The sequence below is a fragment of the Paenibacillus sp. 01T442 genome (assembly GCF_056398345.1).
Genome location: NZ_JBFTPF010000025.1, coordinates 1 through 24,561, shown reverse-complemented (window position 1 = coordinate 24,561; position 24,561 = coordinate 1). Strand labels below are relative to the sequence as shown.

The 24,561-nt window shown below is 45.2% G+C and carries 17 protein-coding genes; 13 read left to right on the top strand and 4 right to left on the bottom strand.

The genetic code is table 11. The annotated features are described in order from the left end of the window. Positions 1-11 precede the first annotated feature (11 nt). Genes AC1DLM_RS19225 through AC1DLM_RS19215 form a run of 3 tightly spaced genes read left to right on the top strand, consistent with a single transcriptional unit; the run spans position 12 to position 2,715 of the window. Positions 12-773 (top strand): ABC transporter permease, encoded by a 762-nt coding sequence (locus AC1DLM_RS19225; protein ID WP_477570880.1) that lies wholly within the window; start codon positions 12-14, stop codon positions 771-773. Next, positions 749-1,576: an ABC transporter ATP-binding protein gene (locus tag AC1DLM_RS19220; RefSeq protein WP_441988397.1), complete on the top strand. Its 828-nt coding sequence runs from the start codon at positions 749-751 to the stop codon at positions 1,574-1,576. Before AC1DLM_RS19225 ends, AC1DLM_RS19220 begins: the two co-directional genes overlap by 25 nt. 53 nt (positions 1,577-1,629) lie before the next feature. Continuing rightward, positions 1,630-2,715: an ABC transporter substrate-binding protein gene (locus AC1DLM_RS19215; RefSeq protein WP_477570879.1), complete on the top strand. Its 1,086-nt coding sequence runs from the start codon at positions 1,630-1,632 to the stop codon at positions 2,713-2,715. A 31-nt stretch (positions 2,716-2,746) separates the two neighbouring features. Here the strand turns inward: AC1DLM_RS19215 and AC1DLM_RS19210 are convergent, their stop codons facing one another. The 3 genes from AC1DLM_RS19210 to AC1DLM_RS19200 are packed head-to-tail and all read right to left on the bottom strand — an operon-like array spanning position 2,747 to position 5,846. Then, entirely contained in the window at positions 2,747-3,451 is a 705-nt protein-coding gene (locus tag AC1DLM_RS19210) for a response regulator (RefSeq protein WP_477570878.1), read from the bottom strand. An 11-nt stretch (positions 3,452-3,462) separates the two neighbouring features. Then, positions 3,463-4,962 (bottom strand): sensor histidine kinase, encoded by a 1,500-nt coding sequence (locus AC1DLM_RS19205; RefSeq protein WP_477570877.1) that lies wholly within the window; start codon positions 4,960-4,962, stop codon positions 3,463-3,465. Continuing rightward, positions 4,959-5,846, bottom strand: a complete 888-nt coding sequence (locus tag AC1DLM_RS19200; RefSeq protein WP_477570876.1) for a helix-turn-helix transcriptional regulator — start codon at positions 5,844-5,846, stop codon at positions 4,959-4,961. Before AC1DLM_RS19200 ends, AC1DLM_RS19205 begins: the two co-directional genes overlap by 4 nt. 122 nt (positions 5,847-5,968) lie before the next feature. Between AC1DLM_RS19200 and AC1DLM_RS19195 the strand changes: the two genes are divergently transcribed. Both AC1DLM_RS19195 and AC1DLM_RS19190 read left to right on the top strand, forming a co-directional pair. Next, positions 5,969-7,480: a sulfatase family protein gene (locus AC1DLM_RS19195; protein WP_477570875.1), complete on the top strand. Its 1,512-nt coding sequence runs from the start codon at positions 5,969-5,971 to the stop codon at positions 7,478-7,480. Between the two features lie 301 nt (positions 7,481-7,781). Then, a complete protein-coding gene (locus AC1DLM_RS19190) occupies positions 7,782-9,674 on the top strand; it encodes a rhamnogalacturonan lyase (RefSeq protein ID WP_477570874.1) in 1,893 nt (630 codons plus the stop codon). A gap of 42 nt (positions 9,675-9,716) precedes the next feature. On the opposite strand, the gene AC1DLM_RS19185 is transcribed toward AC1DLM_RS19190, so the two are convergent. After that, positions 9,717-10,562, bottom strand: coding sequence for a helix-turn-helix domain-containing protein (locus tag AC1DLM_RS19185; RefSeq protein WP_477570873.1), 846 nt, complete (start codon positions 10,560-10,562; stop codon positions 9,717-9,719). A gap of 163 nt (positions 10,563-10,725) precedes the next feature. Here AC1DLM_RS19185 and AC1DLM_RS19180 point away from each other — a divergent pair, with 163 nt between their 5' ends. The 8 genes from AC1DLM_RS19180 to AC1DLM_RS19145 all read left to right on the top strand — a co-directional run. After that, positions 10,726-11,400: an MBL fold metallo-hydrolase gene (locus tag AC1DLM_RS19180; RefSeq protein WP_477570872.1), complete on the top strand. Its 675-nt coding sequence runs from the start codon at positions 10,726-10,728 to the stop codon at positions 11,398-11,400. 10 nt (positions 11,401-11,410) lie between these two features. Then, positions 11,411-11,722, top strand: a complete 312-nt coding sequence (locus tag AC1DLM_RS19175) for a hypothetical protein (RefSeq protein WP_477570871.1) — start codon at positions 11,411-11,413, stop codon at positions 11,720-11,722. Positions 11,723-11,923: 201 nt separating this feature from the next. After that, positions 11,924-12,694 carry an NUDIX domain-containing protein gene (locus tag AC1DLM_RS19170; RefSeq protein WP_441988407.1) on the top strand — a complete coding sequence of 257 codons (771 nt, stop codon included), beginning with the start codon at positions 11,924-11,926 and terminating at the stop codon, positions 12,692-12,694. A 78-nt stretch (positions 12,695-12,772) separates the two neighbouring features. After that, positions 12,773-13,438, top strand: coding sequence for a nicotinamide riboside transporter PnuC (gene pnuC, locus AC1DLM_RS19165; RefSeq protein ID WP_441988408.1), 666 nt, complete (start codon positions 12,773-12,775; stop codon positions 13,436-13,438). Continuing rightward, positions 13,414-14,457: an AAA family ATPase gene (locus tag AC1DLM_RS19160; RefSeq protein WP_441988409.1), complete on the top strand. Its 1,044-nt coding sequence runs from the start codon at positions 13,414-13,416 to the stop codon at positions 14,455-14,457. Before pnuC ends, AC1DLM_RS19160 begins: the two co-directional genes overlap by 25 nt. Before the next feature lie 753 nt (positions 14,458-15,210). After that, positions 15,211-21,342 carry an Ig-like domain-containing protein gene (locus tag AC1DLM_RS19155; RefSeq protein ID WP_477570870.1) on the top strand — a complete coding sequence of 2,044 codons (6,132 nt, stop codon included), beginning with the start codon at positions 15,211-15,213 and terminating at the stop codon, positions 21,340-21,342. Between the two features lie 68 nt (positions 21,343-21,410). Next, positions 21,411-22,451, top strand: a complete 1,041-nt coding sequence (locus AC1DLM_RS19150; RefSeq protein WP_441988411.1) for an S-layer homology domain-containing protein — start codon at positions 21,411-21,413, stop codon at positions 22,449-22,451. After that, positions 22,448-24,561 (top strand): family 16 glycosylhydrolase (locus AC1DLM_RS19145; protein WP_477570869.1); only part of this gene is annotated, 2,114 nt, incomplete at its 3' end. The genes AC1DLM_RS19150 and AC1DLM_RS19145, both read left to right, overlap by 4 nt.

The window sequence follows — 24,561 nt, the reverse complement described above, 5'->3', positions numbered from 1 at the left end:
AGTATACTACTATGAATAAGATTCCAAAATGGCTGCTAACGATTATCTCCATCGTTGCCGGGCTTGTCGTATGGTACCTGCTCTCTGCAATACCAAGTGTTGGAGCGATCATAACGACCCCTATTAAAGTGTTGAAAACATTTCAAGCAGAAATTGCAAGCGGTCGTATGTTAACGAATGTTTGGGCGAGCCTGCTGCGTGTACTCGGCGGTTTCTCGCTGGGATTGATCGTTGCGATTCCGGTCGCATTTGTCATGGCTTGGTATGCGATTGCTCGTGCCATCGTGGACCCTTGGATCCAATTTTTTCGTACAATTCCGCCAATTGCCCTAATCCCTCTCGTTATCGTGTCGCAAGGTGTAGGGGAATCTGCGAAAATCAGTGTCATTTTTGTTTCTACTTTCTTGGTTATGGTGATCTCCATCTTCCAGGGAGTTCGCAATGTGGACCCCACGCTCATACGAGCTGCTAAAGTGCTAGGTGCCACAGATAAACATATTTTCCTAGAAGTGATTGTTCCTGCTTCATTTCCTTATATTCTTGTTGGTGTAAGACTCGGGCTTGCTGCGGCATGGACGACCTTAGTCGCGGCAGAGCTGACAGGAGCTAACAAAGGGCTCGGCAATATGATTATGGAAGCGAGTTTGTATTTCCGTATGGATGTTGTTATTTTAGGAATCATCGTCATAGGCATTATTGGACTTTCAATGGATAAATTCGTTCTCTTCTTGGAAAGGAGGCTGACAGGATGGCAGGAACTGCGGCAGGGATGATTGGAGGGGGTGTGCAACGCGGCTCAGCGTCTAGCAAGATTGAGATTCGCGGACTCTCTAAGGTATACAATGGACGCAATGGCGAGACAATTGCACTTCAGAATACAGACCTCTCTATTATGGAAAATGAGTTCGTTTGTGTTGTAGGCCCGAGCGGTTGCGGCAAAACGACGCTGCTAAACATTATTGGCGGCTTAGAAGAAGCGACATCAGGCTCAGTCAAAGTCGATGGTGTAGAAGTCAAAGGTCCAGGTAAGGAGCGCGGCGTGGTATTTCAGCAGTACGCGTTGTTCCCTTGGAAAACTGTACTGAAGAATATCGAGTTTGGTTTGAAACTGCGTGGATTAAACAAGCAGGAACGTCTTGAGCGGGCAGAGCATTATTTGGAACTGGTTGGATTGAAAGATTTTGCCCATGCGTATCCTAAGGAGCTGTCAGGCGGGATGAAGCAGCGTGTAGCTATCGCTAGAGCTTATGCTGTCGAGCCTGAGGTACTGCTCATGGATGAGCCATTTGGTGCATTGGATGCTCAAACCAGAGCGCAGCTGCAGGAAGAACTGCTTAAGACTTGGCAGAAGGAAAAGAAAACTTGTTTTTTCATTACACACGATGTGGAAGAAGCCGTCATTTTGGCACAGCGAGTCATTATAATGAGCGCTAGACCTGGGCGTATTAAAGAAATTATTGATGTAGATATCCCTTACCCGCGAGATCAGTCAACGAAACTGGATGAACGCTTCGTTCGGATCAAGAACGAAATTTGGTCTAAAGTTTACCAAGAGTATTTAGAGGTATCTAAATAAGGGACTTATTCGTAGAAAGCTGAAAATACAGAAGACATAGGGAGGGTATTATCATGGTTAGTACAATTAAATCGTTGCCAAAGCTTTCTGTTACTGCAGCATTATTCAGTGTCGTTCTTCTTCTAAGCGCTTGCGGTTCAAGCGGTGGCTCCTCAGCTGCACAGACATCTAGCCCGCAAGGTTCGTCGCCAGTCACTACACCGGTTCAGGCGAAGACGGAGGCGAAAGTACAGACCATTAATTTTGGATATATTCCGGATATGGGCGGAGCGGCTCCAGTGGCAATTGGAGAAGAGAAAGGTTTCTTCAAAGAGGAAGGCATCAAATTGAATGCGATTAAATTTCTAAGCGGGCCTCCCGAGTTTCAAGCTATGGCCTCCGGCGATGTAGACATTGCCTATATCGGACCTGGCGCTGCGTTCTTGTCTGCTCAAGGCCAAGGAAATATTATCGGACTTATCTCACTAGGGAAGAGCGATATGGTTTTTGCAACGAAGAAATCAGGGGTTCAAGATTGGAAAGGTCTTAAAGGAAAAACAGTTGGTGTGCCGAAAGGGACCTCAGGTGAAATGGTTCTTAACTTAGGGCTCGAAAGAGCAGGGTTGAAACCAAGTGATGTGAATATCGTCAATATGGATGTCGCAGGTGCGGTTACAGCTTATGTGGCAGGTAAAGTTGATGCCGTAGCCATCTGGTCTCCTTATACGGTAGAAATTGAAAAGCAGATCGGCAAAGAAAATATGATCAAGCTAGGCGATAACAGCAGCTTCTTCCCCGACTACAGTTTCCCGGCCAGCTGGGTTGTGAGTCCGAAATTTCTGAAAGAAAAGCCAGAGCTTGTAGAGAAATTTATGAAAGCAATGAACAAAACAACAGATTACAAAATCAGTCACATTGATGAAGCGGTCAAACTGACTGCGGCATATACTCAAGTGCCAGAAGATAGTCTTAAGCAAGAATTAGACTCCCGTGAGTGGATCGACAGCAAGAAGCAAGCTGAGGTGTTTAAGGATGGCTCGGCCAAGAAGTGGTTCGACAACTTGCAAAAACTGTTTGTTGACAATGGTAAGTTAACAAGTGTTGTTCCATCGGAAAACTTCTTGACGACGGGTCCAGCAATCAAAGCCGTTCAGCCATAAAAGAGAATAAGCATAAAGCAAGAGGAGGGCTTCATAGCCCTCCTCTTGCTTTATGTAAGAATGGCGTTATGTTTAACTCGCGAAGCATAGCCGTCACTTCTTTCGTCCGCTTTTTGTTGAACTTTTTTAAAATCATATTAATTTGCGATTTGATCGTCGAAAGCTCAACTTGACGCTCCTTAGCAATTTCAGTGATTTTCATCTCTTTGAGCAATAGTTCCAGAATCGACAGTTCAGAAGGGGTCATCTGAGAGATAATCAGGGTGGCCATCAGCAGAGTTTCCTGATTTCGCCTTATGCGAGAAAATTCATTTTTGATTTTATAGGCGAACTCAGGACGTACTTGTACATTTCCAGCATACGACGATCGAATACTCTGAATAATGGCGTTGCTTGAGCTTGTTTTGAGCACATAATCGACTGCCCCTGTTTCGAAAGCACTGAAAACTGTTTCGTCGTCCTCATGAACGGTAAGGAAAATGATGCGTACCTGTGGGTATTGATCCAGAACCTTCTGAGCTGTAATGATCCCATCATGCTTCATGTCCATCTCGATATCCATCAAAATAATGTCAGGTGCGCCAACTTGATTCAACAATTGCAGCACTTCCTTGCCACTTGCGGCTTGGCCAATGACGGTTAAATCCTCTTCTTCAGCAATCAAGCTGCAGAAGTGTTCTCTCAAAACATCCAGATCCTCAGCAACGATGATTCGAATATTTGCTGCCATGTTCATCAACCTTTCTCTTATTTTGTTTTCAATACATATAAAGGAATAATCAGTTGAAATATACTGCCTGAACCTGGTTTACTCTCAAGGTGAATCCGTCCATAATGGCCTAGCACAATGTGTTTTACATAGGACAAGCCAACGCCCCAATTTTTATTTGTATTTTTATTCGTGTAGAAAGGATCGAAGATATGCTCCTGCAAATGCTCGGGAATACCTGAGCCGTTATCGGCAATTTTCAAAATAACCCAATTATCCTCCACATAAACAATCATTCGAATGAGCCCTGACTGGTCGGCTTCAATGGCTTCAATGGCATTCATCAGCAGGTTGTAGATGACTTCAGACATATGCTCAAAATCGGCTAATATCATCGGATCTTCCCCCAGCGATTCACATTCAATTTCGATATTGGAAGGAATTTTGGGCATTCTATCGAGGGTATACTGAATGAGCGCTTGAATGGAATGAGGCTTCAATTGTAGATGGCTTGTTTTAAAAGATTTATATAATTGATCAAGTCGGCCTAACGTTTGATTGACGATTTCATCGGCTTTCGTCAGATTCTTTGCTAAGGATTTCCGGTCATCATGCCCAGCCTGTACACTTTGATTGGCTTGCTTAATGAGTAAGTCGATCATGATTAATTGGTTTTTTAAAGCATGAGTAAAAACTTGAGCCCCCATGTTGGCAATATTAAGCTTTCGCTCCAACAATAGATCTTCTTTGCCCATTTTCATTTCGATCTCCGTATATTGCCAGATTGAAATAATGCTGAATAACGATAACACACCGGTTAATCCTATACTCACATACCACTCTAAAAGCGTGAGAGGAGGGTTAAAGTTGGAAAAATCGGAATATAGTACGTAAAATGTACGGACATCGAAAACCTGTAAAGGACCCATAAAGCCAAGGTAAAAATAGAACAAAACAAGCGAAAATACACCCAATATAACGAACTTGCTTTGTCGTTTCACCCAAGGGATTGTGACGCGCCTATATTTCCATATGAGTACGTAAATAGCTGCTGAGACAAACAAAACGAGCCAACCACGCGTAACCCAGCCAATGATATAGGTGTGTTTACGATCCATGGAAGTAAGCACCCATTTGTAGATGATCGGATCATAGAAAATGAGATTGGCCAGTGACGGTAGGAGAGTAAAGACATAAATGCTCCACATGCGTTTGGTGGGTTTATAAGCCATGAATGAAATGGACAGGCCGATTAAGCTGAAAACAAACAACGAGCGCCCCGCCGTAAGCATTCGGCTGATCCCTTCGATTTTTATCGGTGCGTTAAGCAGGAGATTTCGAATCGAATCGTTAAAAAACAAAACAATATTAATGCGGTAGTAGAACCCGCCGTATTTGGCGATAAATAGAATCAACCCAAACATACTCAAAAACCAGCCTACGAGTACGAAACCCATCCAATAGGCGGAAGGATTACGTGCTTTGGCTATAAATAGTGTAATCGCAGCAACCATAAGTAAAATAAGCAGAATTGTCATAGCATCACCTGATCGTATTTTTCTAGGTCACAATGCTTGTCMCTGTAGTGTTTAGGAGCTGTTCCGTAAAACAAAGTGAAGGCTCGTGTAAATGCGAACAAATCGCCATATCCGAGGGAGAGCGCGATTTCCGTAATGGAGTAAGTGGATTCGAGCAGCTGTCGCCGAGCTTCTCTCATACGGAGCCGTTGTAAATAATTAGAGGGATTTGTATTCATATGTTTGCTGAATGCTTTCGAGAAGTGTGAACGAGATATACCCAGCCAATCGGATACTTGCTCTACCGTAATTCCTTCAGCAAAATGGACGTCCATGTATGATTTTCCGCGTTCGAGCCAAGTAGGCAGTGAATGACTTGAACTTGAATCGTTAGAGGATGATGTAACAACCAAAAGATGAAGGAATTCCATCAATCTACCGGCTAGCAGCAAAGGTTGGTCCAATTGTTGGGCGATGAGCTCACGGATGGTATCTAGGATAGCAATAAGCTCCCGTGTGACCCCGTTATGAATATAAGGATGCACAGCGGATAGCTGGGTAAGTTGTAGCTGAGCGGCTGCTAGCGGTCCATGGAATGCGATCCATGCCATTTGGAGTTCAGTCCCGCTAGGGTTAATTTCGTACTCGTAGGTTTCATCTGGATGCATGCAGAACAAATCGCCTCTCTTCAGAACAACCTTATCTCCACGAAAGCTAAGTTGTAGCTCGCCGCTCAAAATAATATGAAGACTGTAATAAGTAAAATGGCGCGGTCCCACTCTGTAGGTTGATTTGGCGCGATTGCGCCCGGAAGTCAACACCCAAATACCGAGCTGCCTCTCTAACGCAGATGGGATGTGAGGTATCATTTCATAGAACTCTGCCCCGTTTTCTTGCCATGCCAATCCGAGTTCCCCMTTTTCGCGTTATCACACAAATAGATAAATGCAATCATTACATTATAGCATGTTCATAAGATTATTTGTGATTTAAAATTAACTATAGCACACAATTAGAGGAGGATATCATGAAACGTCCCAATATCTTATTGATCACCAGTGATCAACAGCATTGGCATACACTAGGTGCGTTTAACTCGGAAATACACACACCTAATTTAGACCGGTTAATCTTCGAGGGGACAACTTTCAATCGAGCTTACTGCCCGAATCCTACCTGTACACCTACAAGAGCTTCCATTATTACCGGCATGTATCCAAGCCAGCATGGCGCATGGACGTTAGGAACCAAATTATTAGAGGATCGCCATACGGTAGGAGAAGACTTCTTAGCTGCCGGTTATCGTACTGCCTTAGTAGGCAAGGCACACTTTCAGCCGCTTAGAAGCACCGAGGAGTTTCCTTCCTTAGAAGCTGTCCCACTTCTACAGGATTTGGACTATTGGAAGCAATTTAACGAAACCTTCTATGGCTTCGATCATGTGGAGTTGGCACGTAATCACACGAATGAATTTCTAGTGGGACAGCATTATGCGATTTGGATGGAAGAGCAGGGCTGCAGTAACTGGCGCGATTATTTCCTTGCTCCGACTGGTACACTGGACCCTTCTATCAAACATAAATGGCCGATTCCAGAAAAGTATCATTATAATACATGGATAGCAGAAAGAAGCAACAAGCTGATGGAGGAATTTACAGAGAAGGAAGAGCCGTTTTTTCTGTGGGCTAGCTTCTTTGACCCTCATCCGGATTATTTGGTGCCTGAGCCGTGGGATACGATGTATGATCCCAATAAACTTACTCTTCCTAAGGTCGTGCCAGGCGAACATGACAATAATCCGCCGCATTTTCGTATGACGCAGGAGGCACAGCCAGACTTCACAGCCTGGAAGGAAACCGGTCATGCGATCCACGGCTATCATTCTCACCAAGTGTACGGTGAAGCTGAGCAGCGTCAGAACATGGCTACCTACTACGGGATGATCAGCATGATGGATGCTTACATTGGGCGCATTCTTGACAAGGTTGATGAACTAGGTATAGCTGAGGATACCTTGATTGTATTTACAACCGATCATGGACACTTTTTTGGTCAGCATGGCCTTCATTTCAAAGGTGGATTTCACTATGAGGATGTAATTAAGTTGCCGTTTATTGTTCGATATCCGGGTAAAGTGCCTGCTGGACGCCAATCAGAGGCATTTCAGTCTTTGGTCGACCTGGCGCCGACCTTTTTAAGCATAGCTGGCCTGCCGGTTGCGAGAACGATGACAGGCGTAGATCAAAGCCAGGTATGGTTTGGGAAACAAAGTGCGGCACGCGACCATATCTTGTGTGAATTCCGTCATGAGCCTACCACCATTCATCAAAAAACATATGTCAATGAAAGATACAAAATTACAGTGTATTATAATCAAACCTACGGGGAGATATTCGATCTGAAGGAGGATCCTCAAGAACTGCATAACCGATGGGACGACCCCGAGTATGTACACGTAAAGAGCGATCTACTTCTAAAATTTACATGGGCGGAGCTGGGAAAAGAAGCGCTTCCGATGCCTCGCATATGGCATGCCTAAATTGTTATGATTAGGAAGTATAGACCAGTTCCTATTTTGGGGAAGTGGTCTATTTTTATGTTCGAAGCTGGGGCTGTTGCTTGTTACAAAGATTCATAAAATAGCAGGATTGTGCAGGAAGTTAGCTATTGTCTGCATTAAATCTCTTCTATTTTCACGTTATAATGAGGAACGAAATGAATTGTAAGCGCAATCAATGAATGGATAATCCATACGATCAGTGGAGGTGAAACGGGAAGTTCGCAGATGTCCCGAGGTAAAGTGAATGTAGATCTATATTGACTACCTGGAGGTTGTAGAAATGTTTAAACATGCAAAGCAACTGATTAAAGCAACTTGCTTCATTACATTAAGCTCACTCCTCATTTCTTCTTTCGGTATCCAGGCACCTTCCGCACAGGCAGCGGTTGCAAGGCAAATGGAGAAATTAGACCGCGGTCTAGTGGCAGTTAAGGTCAGCACAGGCGTCCTCGTCAGTTGGCGACTTCTCGGTACGGAGGCAGCTAGCACGTCGTTCAACGTCTATCGAAATGGCGTTAAGCTCAATGCTTCACCGATCACGACAAGCACGAATTATCAAGATAATTCGGGTACAACGAGCTCCAGTTACACGGTCAAAGCTGTTGTTGGCGGCGTGGAGCAGACCGCATCAGCTGCAGCTACGCCATGGGCGAACAACTATTTGGATGTGCCGATACAGAAACCTGCGGGCGGCACGACACCAGACGGTGTCAGCTACACCTATAACGCTAATGATGCAAGTGTTGGCGATGTGGACGGAGACGGCCAATATGAAATCATTTTGAAATGGGATCCTACGAATTCCAAAGATAATTCACAGGATGGCTATACGGGTGAAGTTTTTGTCGATGCTTATAAACTGAATGGTACGCGGTTATGGCGGATCAGTATGGGTAAAAATATTCGGGCTGGCGCTCACTATACGCAATTCATGGTCTACGATTTAGATGGAGATGGCAAAGCGGAAATCGCCATGAAAACAGCCGATGGAACGAAAGACGGCACTGGCGTAGTCATTGGCAGCTCAACGGTGGATTATCGAAACAGTGTGGGTAGAGTTCTGAGTGGGCCAGAATTTTTAACGATCTTTGAAGGAGCGACAGGAAAGGCATTGACTTCGACGAGCTATGAGCCAGCACGCGGCACAGTCGGCGATTGGGGCGATACGTACGGCAACCGGGTAGATCGCTTCTTAGCGACGGTCGCCTATCTGGATGGGCAGAAGCCCAGCATCGTCATGGCACGTGGCTATTACACAAGAACGGTTCTAGTAGCGTACAATTGGCGTGGTGGAACACTATCCAAATTATGGACATTTGACAGCAACACCTCAGGCAACTCGGCCTATGCAGGGCAAGGGAATCACAACTTAACAGCCGCCGACGTTGATGGTGACGGCAAGGATGAAATCGTCTATGGCGCGATGACGATTGATGATAACGGAGCTAAGAAATACAACACAGCGTTAGGGCATGGCGATGCCCTTCATGTCGGCGATTTGGATCCGAACAGTGCGGGACTTGAAGTATTCAAAGTGATGGAAAGTACTAGCGCTACCTATGGCGCAGCCGTGTGGAATGCAGGAACTGGCGCCATCAAGTGGGGAGTGAATACAGGCGCTGATACGGGAAGAGGCATGTCTGCTGATATTGACCCACGGTATGCCGGCGAAGAAGTATGGGCCAGCAACGGTGTCGGGCTATACCAAATTAATGGTACCAAAATCAGCTCCACGACCCCTTCATCCATTAATTTTGGTATCTGGTGGGATGGCGATGTTTCCCGTGAGCTTCTTGATCATAATTGGGATGGCACGAATGGGGTTGGACGCATTGATAAATGGAACTACACAGCTCTCAATACAACGACTTTATTAACCGCAACAGGAACCAATTCGAATAACTACACGAAAGGCAATCCAAGCTTGCAAGCCGATCTATTCGGCGATTGGCGTGAAGAGGTCATTTGGCGGAAATCGGACAGCTCAGCTTTACGCATCTATGCAACTCCTTATGAAACAACGACACGCCTGTGGACTTTAATGCATGATCCGCTTTATCGTCTGGATATCGCTTGGCAAAATGTCGCGTACAACCAACCGCCTCACACGAGTTACTATCTCGGAACAGGCATGGCCACACCGACGCAGCCGAACATCTATACCACACCATAAAGTGAGAATGAGAGAAGCGTACGGGTTACTCCGGCGCTTCTTTTATTCCATTCTTAACTGTTGAATGCGCTTTCTACATAGGGCAGGGGATGTCCCATAGAAAGCGGAAAACTGACGAGAGAAATAAAAGGGATGATTGAATCCGACTTCCTCCGCAATTTCGGCCATTGTTAATGAAGTCGTTTCTATAAGTTTTCTAGCTTGGCGAAGTCGAATTTTATTTAACATGTCCATGACGGATTCACCGGTCTGGCTTTTAAAGAGATGGGCGAACCTAGAAGGGGATAAGTTAACCAACGCAGCCAGTTCAGCAATCGTATAAGGTTGATTATAATGTTGGGTAATGAGCGCTAAAGTTCGCGCTATGCGTGAATCAAGAGGATATTCGGGTTGCATGGCACTTTTGGACAGGAGAAGGAGGATTTTTTCTAGTGCGTTGATAGCGAATCTTTCGGAGTAGAAATCCGTTTCATCGTTGTATTGAACTAATTCGTTAAAAGCGATAGTTATCTGAAGCGACTCTTTTTCAGAATGAAAGCGAGCTGATCGTATGCCTTTAATCGCCTCTGGCAGCTGTAAAAGCGGTAACCATTCTTCCTTCGGGACAAAATGACACCAATAAAACTCCCATAGCGTGTTCTCTGGCGTTCCGTAAAAATGGGGGGTACCGGGTGTGATTAAAGTAACCTCATCCTGCTGGCATTCGTAAGTCTCTTTACCGTTGTTAAATAAACCTGTCCCTTTCAACGTCAAGGTCAGATAATAATCTTTCGTACCATTGGACCGTTTAACTTTGTAACCAAAGGACTGACGATAATGGCCGGAAATCAGCTTTCCAGGGATTGTAGCTAAATTCTCAGTGGCAGAAAAAGACATGAACTCAGTCATAATAGGATCGCCCCCATTACCCATTTAATTACTAGTATATAGGATTTTATGGAAAAATAAATTGTTATACGGTACAGCGAGATAAAGCTGCAAAAATTGATCTTACATTTGCTAGCCCTTACAATAGAATTATTCGTTTGGTAAATATTCTGGAGGTGTAGGAATGGGAGATCAAGCAGGAATTCAACCGTTTATTTTGGATATGGATGTCAATGGGAATCCATTCACTGTACACGCGGCATTACTTTGGGACGAGCAGGAAGTCATTCTCGTCGATACGGGAATCCCTGGCCAGCTAGGGCTTATACGAGACAAACTTGCGGAGGCATCCTTTCCTTTTGAAAAGCTGACGAAAATCATCATTACTCACCAGGACATGGATCACATTGGCAGCCTGCCAGAGCTGGTGGGCGCTGCAGAAGGACGGATCGAAGTGCTGGCGCACGAACTAGGTAAACCTTATATTCAAGGGGAAGTGCCCTTGGTTAAACGCAAGATTTTGGCTACTCCAACTAAAGTAGATGTAGCGCTTCAGGATGGGGACGTACTCCCTTATGGCGGAGGCATTCAAGTTATTTTTACGCCTGGACATACGCCAGATCATATCAGTCTGTACCACCTAGGCAGCAAAACATTAATTTCCGGGGACGCGCTTACGTCACAAGATGGTGTGCTAATGCCCCCGAATCCTCAGTTCACGCCGGATATGCCGTTAGCGCTCGAATCGGTAGCAAAGTTACTGGACTATGACATTGAAACTGTCATCACTTATCATGGTGGTGTTTGTACGGAAAATATTAAAGAGCGGCTCGCTGAAATTGCGCAAGGTCAGGCATAAGGAGAGTCCTATGGATCCCACAGTCAAACAAGCTTTAGACATAACTCTTCATAACTGGCAGACCATGACCTCCTATCAAAGCGATGAGAAAGAAGCTGTGGCCGATCAATTCCAATCTTCGTTTTATGTATTTGTAGATACCGTCCGCGATTGGGTACTCCGTCAAGATCCCATGCCTCTAACCCTGGATAGTATGCTTGAAATCGAGATGATCCAAGATATTTTCGACCTATTGCCTGCTCCCTTGCATTTGAATTTGGAAACGGAACTGGAATTAATTCTGGATCGTGTAGAACGAGTGGATGAAGATAAATACGATTGATGTAAGACTCAACCCCATGTCATATATGGAGTTGGGTCTTTTCTGGTTTTCATTTATTTCCTCTGAACATGGTAAAATGTAATTCATAGTATTCAAATCCACCTTGATGTTAAAGTGGCGATAATCCACTTGACATCTCCTTTTAATATGTCATAATGATAATATCAAATCGACATTAAAGTTGTGAAAGCAGGTGTCACATTGGACACGAACGAAAAAGAGTCGAACTACTCCTCCCAGAAGTATCGGACACCAGACGGTGCACCGAGTGATATTGTCATCTTCACGATTACATCTACCGAGAAGCATACAACTAAAAAGGCGCTGCCCATTCGGGACTTACAGGTCCTGCTGATTCAAAGAAAACAATGGCCGTTTGAGGGCCAGTGGGCGTTACCTGGTGGGTTTTGCCAAGAGTCAGAGAGTATGTACACTTGCGCGAAACGAGAATTGCAGGAAGAAACCGGCATCGTGGATGTTCATATGGAATATTTAAACGTCTATAGTGAACCGGGACGTGATCCGAGAGGATGGATCATTTCTCATGCCTTCTTCGCTTTAGTCCATGAGAAAATGTTGTCTGAAAGACGTGCCGACACAGACGCTTCAGATGTGCAACTGTTTACGATTGAGGAAGCGCTAAAGTTAGAGTTGGCTTTTGATCATAGGCAGATATTGACGGACGCCTTGCATCAGATTCAGAAAAAGATGCTAACGACAACCATTGCCAAGGAATTTCTTCCCGAAGAATTCACGATTGGTGAACTGTATCAAGTGATTCAAACGGTCGTGCCGCATTTTGAGGAAAGCAACTTCATTCGTAAAATTACGTCTACGCAAAGCCGCAAAGGCATTATTGAAGAAGCGGTGGATCGTAACGGAGAACCGAAGCTTTCCAATCGCTACTCGCAGAGAGCCGCACAGCTCTATCGCTTTACGGATCTGACGCCGCAGCTGTCGATTTACAGCTAGGCGGTTCTTTTTTACCTTTTGATAATGTCATATTGATAGTATTATTCATTTGGAGTTAATCTTAAGGAGGCGTTACGTATGAGAAAAGCATGGTCATTCTTGGCACTATTCGTCTGTATGGTCGCCATTGCGATCTACACCTCATCAACAGCAATCGAAATCGTCGCGACGACGACAGGCTTGTTGTGCGTATGGTTAACAGCGAAGGAGAATGTATGGTCTTGGCCAGTTGGACTGGTCAATGTGGGTTGTTTCTTCGTGATGTTTTGGGAAGCGAAACTATATGCGGATACGATGCTGCAGGTGTTCTTTTTCATACTAAGCGTGTATGGTTGGATCATGTGGCTGACAAAAAGAGAAGGTACCAAGGTACGTCCGACTAGAAAAATAACATCACGACTCACGTTCATATTAAGTGTGTTACTGGTGGTGATGACCCTGCTTTGGGGTTATGTCCTGCAAACATACACGGATGCCTCGATTCCTTATGCGGATGCGTTCATTGCTACTTTAAGCCTCATAGCCCAGTATCTACTTTCGTCAAAAGTGCTAGAGAATTGGCTCATCTGGATTGCTGTCGACGTGATGTCGGTAGCCATGTATGCTTACAAAGATTTGTATGCTGTTGCCTTCCTATACCTTATTTTCTTGTTTATCGCTATTGCTGGCTATGTTGGATGGAGACGGGCGTTACACATGGTAGATCGGAGGGAACTCACATGTCACAACACAGAACAGGCTTAACACTTGGGAAGTTTGCACCTCTGCACGCGGGACATCAATTCATGATCGAAACGGCGATCAAGGAGATGGATGAAGTGATTGTTGTCATCTACGATTGTCCCGAAACGACGCATATACCTTTGCGTGTGCGATCCAATTGGATTCGTACCCTTTATCCGCAGGTGCATGTGATCGAAGCATGGGACGGTTCTAATGAAATAGGCGATACGCCTGAGATTAAAAGGATGCATGAGACCTATATCCTGCAGAAGCTTGCGGGGCGGAAGATCACACATTTTTACTCCAGTGAGTTTTATGGTGATCACATGAGCGCGGCTTTGGGAGCGGTGAATCGCCAGGTGGATCCAGATCGGAACACGTTTCCAGTTTCGGGCACGCAAGTGAGGGGGAACCCTTTTGACAATAGAAAGTTTCTGAGTCCGGTTGTATATAAAGATATGATTGCAAAAGTCGTATTTCTTGGGGCTCCCTCAACAGGGAAATCCACACTTACCGCTCACATGGCGAAACAGATGCATACAGGTTGGATGGCGGAGTACGGACGGGAATATTGGGAGAAGCATCAGATGGACCGCAGATTATCGTTAGAGCAGCTAGAGGAGATCGCGGAGGGGCATTTGGAAAGAGAGGAGCTTCTTGTGAAAGAAGCGCGAGATGTTCTCTTCGTAGACACCAACGCGATTACAACGTATATGTTTTCTCATTACTATCATGGTACGGCTACGCCACGTTTGACTCAACTGGCAGTGGACGCGGCGTCGCGGTATGAGCTTGTTTTTGTTTGCGATACCGATATTCCTTATGAAGATACTTGGGATCGATCGGGAGAGGTGCAGCGGTTTGTGTTCCAGAAGCAGATTATTGCTGATCTCAAAATGAGACAAATCCCATATTTCCTATTACAAGGAACTCTCGAGGAGAGAGCCGAGAAAGTAAGTCATATTTTGAAGATATATCATATATATCATAGCTTGATTGAATGTATAATGACGCATACAGGTAGTGGGGGAAGGGAGTAATGAATATGAACAGAACAGACTTATTGGATAAAATCAAAGGCGGGATCTATGGCGTTGCGATCGGACATCGATAAATTGAGAGGTTTTAACTTAGGCGTCGATGATTATTTGGTGAAGCCTATTACCAGTTAGCCGCCACGCGTATTGCTTAACAGGAAAAGCCGAGATCACATCAATAAGTGTGCACCTCGGCTTTTTTGTGATATTTGCATAATTTAGCAGTCTGAGTCGAAGGTTATCGAATCAAGTTACATTAAGTTTTTAGGTTGAAAATAGCTTGTAAAATGCAGCCAATACCTTGAATTAATCTCCTATTCTTCTTAAGTTTACCGCTTTCAATGAAAGCGATATTTCTCTATGATGAAGATATCAACTACGAGATAGTATCCTACTTTTGGAATAAGAGAGGGTGATCGGTGAAAGGAATGTAACCGTTTACTAAATGAAATGATGCAAGTCGGTTCGGTTTCCAATCTAAGGTAAGGTGTGGGGTAATAATTAATGAGAAAAATATCAAAATGAATGATTCTAGATTCTTATAAATGATGAGAAATGAATAATTATGCGGTGGAAAGAAGTTGTACATTTGCAGAATCAATGATACATTTTGTATATACAAGCGAGTGATAATGATACATATCGGATTGGTGGAGAATACATAACAGGAAAGGACGGTGCTTCGGAACTTCCATTTAAGGTAATCAGCATCAAAGTAAAGAGTCATGACTAATTCATTCGTTGGAGGTTTTTTAAATGCTGAGAAGAGGTTTATCTATCATTCTAGCTTTGTCTTTAAATGTAAGCCTTTTCATGACTACGCCTGGTGTTTCCCACGCGTATATCGCTAAAGATTATTCTTATATTACTGCGTCGGCCAATTCAAAAATGGTAAGAGCTTCTGGTCTTAATGGGATTACAGCTGACAGTACAGCCAATAACATCACAGCAGCTGATGCTGAATCATTTGTGATAGTTGACGGTAAAGATAGTAATGGAAATCTTGATGGCTCAATCAATATTAAGTCTAAGGCGAACAATATGTTCCTTACCACAGAAGATTACAAAGTCGGTACTGAGGTTATTCAAACCGATGCATTGAAGCCAACAAAAGCAGCACCAGGAGTGACAACCACTAGCTGGGAAAAATTCTATATTGAAAAATTAAAGGATGGCAATGGGGTTGAGACTGGATTTGTAGCGATAAAGGCGAACAAAAGTATTGGCGGTAAAAAATTGTATATATCGGTTAATACCTCGAATGCTAATGGTCCCTATTTGACCGCATCCAGCGCTACAATAGGTATCAACGAAACATTCAAGATCCGCACCTCTCTAGGTGCGCCAGATGCACCCGCAACACCATCCGTCGATTCAACAACAACGAATTCCGCTACTCTGAGCTGGGCAATCGTAGCTCGTGCGGACAGCTATAACGTATATCGTTCGAAAACCAGTAACGGTACATTCGTCAAGATCAATACGACAGCCATTGCCTCAACCAGCTTTGTAGATACGGCATTGCCCGCAAACTCTGGATTTTACTACAAAATTACAGCGGTCGGCATAGACGGAGAATCAGCAATGTCAGCTGCAGTATTTGCAGCAACTCTACCTGATCAATTCGGTATAAGTACGACTACGACAAAAACAGTAAGCATGGCTTGGACAACCGTGCCCGGCGCAACAAGCTATAACGTCTACCGTTCCACGAGCAGCGACGGAACATTCAATAAGATTAATACCGCAGCGATAATGACATACAACTACTTAGATACGGGCTTGACACCTAATACTAGATATTTCTACAAAGTTTCTTCCGTGAGCGGAGGCGTAGAATCAGCATTGTCTACAGCAATTGCCGCTTTAACGCTGCCTGACTTTGGTAAGAATGTCTATGTATTTGATCCGGCCATGCCAGCAGCAGACATTCAGACGATTGCTACTAACGTGTTTACTAAACAAGAAACGAATCAATTTGGTTCCGAAAGATACGCGCTTCTCTTTAAACCAGGCGCATACAGCACGGCAGTTAGAGTTGGCTTCTACACGCATGTTGCCGGTCTGGGGAAAATGCCCGACGATGTCACTATCAATGGTGGGGTAACGGTTGATGCCAACTGGATGACGAACCACAATGCTACTCAAAACTTCTGGCGATCCATTGAGAACCTCGCCGTAACGCCCCAAGGTGGAGATATGAAATATGCGGTATCGCAGGCCGCATCCATGAGACGTCTGCACGTTAAAGGAAATCTGTCGCTTCATGATGTAGGAGGATGGGCAAGCGGTGGCTTCCTATCCGATTCCAAGATCGATGGAAGAGTGGTTCCTGGATCACAACAGCAGTGGTTTTCCAGAAATAACAGTTGGGGTGAATGGGCAGGTTCACTCTGGAATATGACGCTTGTTGGGAACACGAATAATCCGGTAGAGAACTACCCAACAAACGCATATACAATCGTCGATCAAACGCCGATTATTCGGGAAAAACCTTTCCTCACCATTGACGCGTCCGATAAATACAGCGTTTTCGTTCCGAATGTTTCCCGTGCTGCGCAAGGAACCAGTTGGGCGAACGGACCTGCGGATGGAACTTCCATTCCGATCGATCAGTTCTATATCGCAGACGTGGATACTTTCAACGTAGATAATGTCAATGCCGCACTTAGCCAAGGTAAGCACCTGCTGCTTACTCCAGGTGTATATCATTTAAGCAAACCGATCGTAGTATCGAATCCAAACACGGTTGTGTTAGGCCTGGGACTTGCTACTTTGCACTCAGACAACGGATCTGTGGCGCTGCAAGTTGCTGATGTTGATGGAGTTAAAATTGCTGGACTTCTGTTTGAAGCTGGGTCTACCAGCTCGCCTGTATTATTGGAGGTTGGACCAAAGGGCAGTTCAGCTGATCACTCGGCTAATCCAACTTCTCTTCACGACCTCTACTTTAGAGTAGGCGGTGATGCTCTTGCCTTAGCCGAAGTATGTATCGAAATCAACAGCAACTACGTCATTGGCGACCATTTCTGGGTATGGCGCGCAGATCACGGCACGGGTGCTGCATGGAATTCAAATCTAACGACCAATGGGATGATCGTAAATGGAAATGACGTAACGATATTCGGCCTTTTTGTAGAGCATTTCCATGAGTATCAGACGCTTTGGAATGGTGAACGCGGGAAGATGTATTTTTATCAATGTGAAATTCCTTATGACGTCCCGGATCAAGAAAGCTGGATGAGCAACTATGGGACTGTTAAGGGTTATGCAGGCTACAAAGTCGCGGACTCGGTGAATCAACATGAAGCTTACGGATTGGGAGTATATTCCTTCTTTAGGGATGCACCTGTGAAGCTTGAAAGTGCAATAGAAGTCCCGGATAAGCCAGGCGTTAAGGTCCACCATGCGACGACTGTTTTCTTAAGCGGTATGGCTGGAAGTGAGATCACTCATATTGTGAACAACATGGGTGGTGCGGTAACCGTTGGAGGACAAAATCTGAGATTGACAGATTATGTTCCAAGAACAATTCTAAGCGTTAAAGATATAGCAATAGACATTATTGCTAAGATTGCACCMGTGTTACCTGCATTAGTCGCACAAGTGTACAACGATAACAGTACGAGAATGGTACCTGTTACCTGGGATAGCATCGACCCTTCCCAATACGCTGCTGCAGGAAGCTTTACTGTAAATGGAACGATTGCTGGCAGTGCGTTCAAGGCAAAAGCTGTTATTACCGTAGCGGTTGGACCGAGCGTACCCGTAACGGGTATTGTAGTAACCGGAGCTAACAACGCAACGGCGATCACAACAAAAGGCGGCACTCTACAAATGTCTGCTGCGGTAATGCCTTCGAATGCAGAGAATAAGAATATCACTTGGTCGGTCGTGGGCACGGACGGTAAGGCAACGAACAAGGCTACGATTGATTCTTTAGGATTGTTAACGGCCTTTGATGACGGAACGGTGAAAGTCATCGCGACAGCCAAAGACGGTACAGGAGTGAAAGGCGAAGCAACAATCACTATTAGCAATCAATTCATGAAAGTTTCTGCGATCATCGTATCCTCTTCAGGCGACGTATCAACGATTGCATCAAAAAGCGGCACTTTACAACTAACTGCGTCAGTAGCGCCTGCGAATGCGGACGTTACAACAGTTACTTGGTCCGTCGTGAATACGGATGGTACAACAACGGATAAAGCTAAGATTAGTGCCGAAGGCTTGTTAACCGCTCTTAAAGACGGAGCAGTGAAGGTTATCGCTTCAGCTAACGACAATTCCGGCGTAAAAGGCGAGAAAACCATCACCATAATAGGCCAGACAGTTTTATTAGCCAGTGGATGGTCATGGGTGAGGGAAAGCCAAGCAGATTGGGCGACCGTATCCAATAATGCTAACGGCATGAGATTAACGACAATCGAAGGAAGCTGGGGCGGATCTAAACCGAGTAATATCCTTCTTAAAGGTCCCGTCGCAGGCGACATAACAATCTCCACGAAGTTGAATTTTGATGCGAAAAACGGTTTTGAGTGGGCCGGTTTGATCATCTACCAGGATGATAGCAATGCGATTACATTGGGAAGGCAAGCAAACGGTAGCCCTGCCGCCAATCAGCTGAGGTTCTCTCAGATCAAATCTGGCGGGCAAACGGATAAAAACTACGATGACCCCGTCTATCCAAAGGATATTTATTTGAAAATTGAAAAAGTAGGTACGGTTTACAAGGGGTATTACAGCAGCGACGGAGATACTTGGACGCAGGTGGCCGATTCGTTCGACATTGCTTTAACAAATCCCAAAGTCGGCATTTTTACAAGGAAGCTTAATACGGCTATCCCTGTCAGAACGGCAGAATTTACGAATTTCACTTTGAACGGCAGCATTATCCCCTATTGGAATCCTGTTAGTTCTATTGCTGTTACGGGAACAGGCGGAGCAACGGCTATCACTGCTTTGAATGGCACATTGCAAATGTCTGCAACAGTATTGCCTGCTAATGCGGATAACAAATCAGTCACCTGGTCCGTTATGAACGTGGATGGAACTGCTACCGATAAGGCGACCATCAGCACTGCAGGAGTGTTAACCGCAGTTAAGAATGGACAGGTAAAAGTCATTGCTACAGCCATTGACGGATCTGGACGAACCGGAGACGCTACGATCAACATCACTGGCCAACTAGGAGAAGTTTCTTCCATCACTGTATCTGGAGCGGGCGGAGCATCAGCGATAACAACGAAAGCCGGCACACTGCAAATGTCTGCAGATGTATGGCCTGCGAATGCCGTTGATAAAACTTTCACTTGGTCCGTCGTCAACGCGGACGGAACGGCAACGGATAAAGCGACGATCAGTGCTGGAGGATTGTTAACCGCAGTTAAGGATGGTGTGGTGAAAGTCATCGCAACAGCCCATGACAGCTCAGGTGTTAAAGGAGAAGCGAATATCACCATCAGCGGACAAATTGAAAAAGAAGTTTCTTCCATCACTGTATCCGGAGCGGGCGGAGTATCAGCGATAACAACGAAAAGCGGCACATTGCAAATGTCTGCAGATGTATGGCCTGCGAATGCCGTTGATAAAACTTTCACTTGGTCCGTCGTCAACGCAGACGGAACGGGAACGGATAAAGCGACGATTAGTAGCGGAGGATTGTTAACCGCTATTAAGGATGGTGTGGTGAAAGTCATTGCGACAGCCAATGACAGCTCAGGTGTAAAAGGAGAAGCGAGTATCACCATCAGCGGGCAAATTGAAAATGTAACTGCAGCTACATTAATCGGTCCGAAGGCTGTCTATCAACAACAGCAATTCGATTTGACTGTTGGCGTGAGCAGCTTGCTCTCAAGCTTCACTACGCTCGATGTCATTCTGAATTATGATCCGAACTTGTTGGAGTTCGACACAGTAACGAATAGCAACGGTTCTCTCTCCTTGACTGACGGTGCCCTGAGCTCACTAAGAAATCATTTCAAGGTGTTGGCGACCGCGATCAAGGCCGATAAAGGCCAGATTCGAATCATTATGGCCAGCGAGGGAAATGACACCGCGATTAGTACGATTGGAAATCTGTTAACCATACACGCCAAAACCAAAGCGGGGGTTGCAGYAGGGGAAACAACGGTGTCGTTATCCGAYTTTAACGTTTCCCTCGCRGGTTCGGGTACGCCAGTTACCGGAGTATCTCTMAGCATTCAAATTAAAGATGTGGATAAAGCGGAATTGAACGCTGCGATTATTGCTGCTCAGAGCAAGCATGATKCAGCGACGGAAGGAAATAATATCGGCCAGTATCCGAACGGATCGAAAGCGATGTTACAGACAGCTATTAACAACGCCAAAGCAGTGCGTGATAACGCAGCATCAACCCAATCGGAAGTTGCGGATGCAWTGAGTGCTCTAAATGCGGCGTTGACAACGTTCAATAATTCRGTAYACACCGATYCTGGTACTGTAGACAAATCAGCAYTGAGCAAAGCGATTACAGCTGCGCAAAGCAAGYATGATGCAGTGACCGAAGGCACCAAAATCGGTCAATATCCGGCGGCTGCGAGAGCGGCATTGCAGGCGGCTATAACGAGCGCTAACGCAGTATTAAACAGTTCGGCGGCAACGCAGACGCAAGTGAACACGGCGACAACAGATGTGAATACGGCACTGCAAACATTCCTGACGAAGATTGTTACGCTAGTTCCAGGTCAAACGAGTGTCACCATCAATGATCTGTCCGTCATCTCTAAGTATTATGGAGCGAAGTCAACAGATGCCAACTGGAGTGAAATCGAAGCAGCCGATATCTTTAATAGCGGCAAAATCGATATTCAAGTCCTTGCGGCAGTAGCAAGAATGCTTCTCGACAACTGGCTTTTAGATAATTAAATTCAAGATTGGGGAGGATGGCGAAACTGCCGTCCTCCTTGATCCATATGGAAAGGGTGAAAATGGGAATGATTAGAAGGACAAGTAAATTGTTGACACTTGGATTGGCATTATTAGTATGCATTCCCTGGTTGCAGCCGCAAAGGTTACTTGCCGCAGGTGCTCCTTCATATGCCTTGATTACGAGCAGCAAAGCTGACTTTGATAAAGAGATTCAGGTTACTGTCAAGGGGACAAACCTCACCGATGTGTTTGCATATGAATTTAATATCGCGTTCGATTCCGAGCGACTGAGGTTTAAAGAGGCGAAAAGCGCCGGTTCAGGATTTACAGTCAGTCCAATCGTAAAGGGAGACAATCTTACATTTGCGCACTCGAAAATAGGTCAAGTACTCGGAGATAACGGAAACTTAACTTTCTTCACGTTGAGCTTTCAAACGATTGGCCAGGGGGATGCCGCAATCGAGATCAAAGATGTGAGTCTTGTTAATTCTAAATTGGAAAAGACATCGCATAACGTAGGGGAGCGAGTGTCCATAACGATTGGCAAGCCGTTGCTGAATGACATTGCCGGGCACTGGGCTGAGGCATCGATTCAGCGAGCTGTTGAGCTTGAAATTATTACAGGCTACAGCGATAGTACGTTCCGTCCTCAACGTCATGTTACTCGTAACGAGTTTGTTAGTATACTACTACGCGCGCTGCAATTGCCGGCAGAAGACGCAAGCGAGCTCTCGTTTGTCGATCTCGACGAAATCCCGACATGGGCGAGACCTTCTGTATCGGCGGCTGTTAAAGCTAAAATCATTAACGGGTTTGAGGACAACACATTTCGTGGAGATCAACCGATTACCCGATCAGAATTAACAACTATTCTCGTTCGTGCTTTTGGCTTGGAAACAGATTCCGAGACGAATCCGACTTTTGCTGATGTCGAAATGATTCCCGCGTATGCGCAGAAATCTGTTGCGGCGGCAGCCAAAGCAGGACTGATCTACGGGAAAGAAAATAATCTATTCGCTCCGAATGATAACGCTACCCGAGCAGAAGCGGTTGTTTTAATTCTTAGATTTTTAGATAAGAATTTGTCTGGGAGTGTGAAACCTTGACATTCAAAAAAGTAATTATAACTTTTCTAGTTATTGTACTGTTTGCGTCGGTAGCGTCGTTATCACCGATTTATGCCGCTGAAGGCAGCGTAGGAGAAGGGGTAACGCCTCTCGACACCACAAGTGACTCTCGATGGACGTTAGTGTGGAATGATGAGTTTAACAATTCTACGTTAGATGCATCTAAATGGAACTACACCACAGGCGGCGGCGGTTATGGCAATCACGAGCTGCAGAATTATACGAATCGCCCCGAGAATGTCCGTGTTGAGAATGGGGATTTAATTATTGAAGCGCGCAAGGAAAGTTATCAAGGAAGCCAATATACTTCCGGCAAGCTGGAGACGAAATCGAAAGGCGATTGGAAATATGGTCGATACGAAATTCGGGCCAAATTACCGGAAGGCAAAGGAATGTGGCCTGCGATTTGGATGATGCCAACCAACCAAAATGTTTACGGTGGATGGCCGGTTGGTGGCGAAATCGACATTATGGAGTTTCTCGGACATGATCCGGGCACGGTATACGGTACAATCCATTATGGCAATCCGTGGACACATACGGGAGGAAATTATATTCTGCCCAATAATCAGAAATTCTCGGATGACTTCCATACGTTCAGCTTGGAGTGGTCTCCAGGGGAATTCAAATGGTATGTCGACGGCATTCTTTATTTAACTAAAAATGATTGGTTCAGCAAAGACAACAGTAAACCGTCGGATTACCMTTTCCCCGCTCCTTTCGACCAGTTGTTCTATCTTCAATTGAATTTGGCGGTCGGAGGCGATTGGCCGGGAAATCCTGATGCGACGACGGATTGGACGAAACCGAAACAAATGCTTGTAGACTATGTCAGAGTATACAGTTATAACGGGCAATACCCGGAACCAGCTCCGCGTCCGGGGAAAAACTTGAGCGGCGGTTGGTCATGGGTAAGAGAAATCAGCAGCAATTGGTACGCAGAAAGCAGTCCGGACGCAATAAGATTAACGACAATCGAAGGAAGCTGGGGCGGAACTAAACCGAGTAATATTCTTCTGAGAAGTCCCGGTACTAGCGACTTCACCATTTCCACCAAGGTAAAGTTTGATGCATCAAATGGGTATGAATGGGCCGGATTGATCGTCTATCAGGATGATGGCAATGCGATTACATTTGGGCGTCAAGCTAATGGCGCTAACCCTGGTGCTTCCAAACAGCTTAGATTTTCTCAAATAAAAAATGGCGCTCAAATAGATAAAAACTACGATGACCTAGTGGCTCCTGCGGATATCTTCTTGAAAATTGAAAAATCCGGAACAATGTACAAGGGCTATTATAGCAGCGACGGTACAAAGTGGACTCAGGTTGCCGATCTGTTCGACATGGCGATAACGAATCCCAAAGTAGGCATTTTTACAAGAAAATTTAATACGGCTATTCCTGTCAAAACTGCGGAATTTACGAATTTTACTTTGAACGGCAGCACGATACCATTTACATCTCCGAATTTAGTTGCCAACATAAACGTATCCGGAGCGGGCGGAGCATCATCGATTACGACGAAAAGCGGCACATTGCAAATGTCTGCAGATGTATGGCCTGCGAATGCCGTTGATAAAACTTTCACTTGGTCCGTCGTCAACGCGGACGGAACGGCAACGGATAAAGCGACGATCAGTGCTGGGGGATTGTTAACCGTAGTTAAGGATGGTGTGGTGAAAGTCATCGCAACAGCCCATGACAACTCAGGTGTCAAAGGAGAAGCGAATATCACCATCAGCGGACAAATTGCAAATGTAACTGCAGCTACATTAATCGGTCCCGAGGCTGTCTATCAGCAACAGCAATTCGATTTGACTGTTGGCGTGAGCAGCTTGGTCTCCAGCTTCACTACGCTCGATGTCATTCTGAATTATGATCCGAACTTGCTGGAGTTCGACACAGTAACCAATAGCAACGGTTCTCTCTCCTTGACTGACGGTGCCCTGAGCTCACTTAGAAATCATTTCAACGTGTTGGGGACCGCGATCAAGGCCGATAAAGGCCAGATTCTAATCATTATGGCCAGCGAGGGAAATGACACCGCGATAAGTACGATCGGAAATCTGTTAACCATACACGCCAAAAC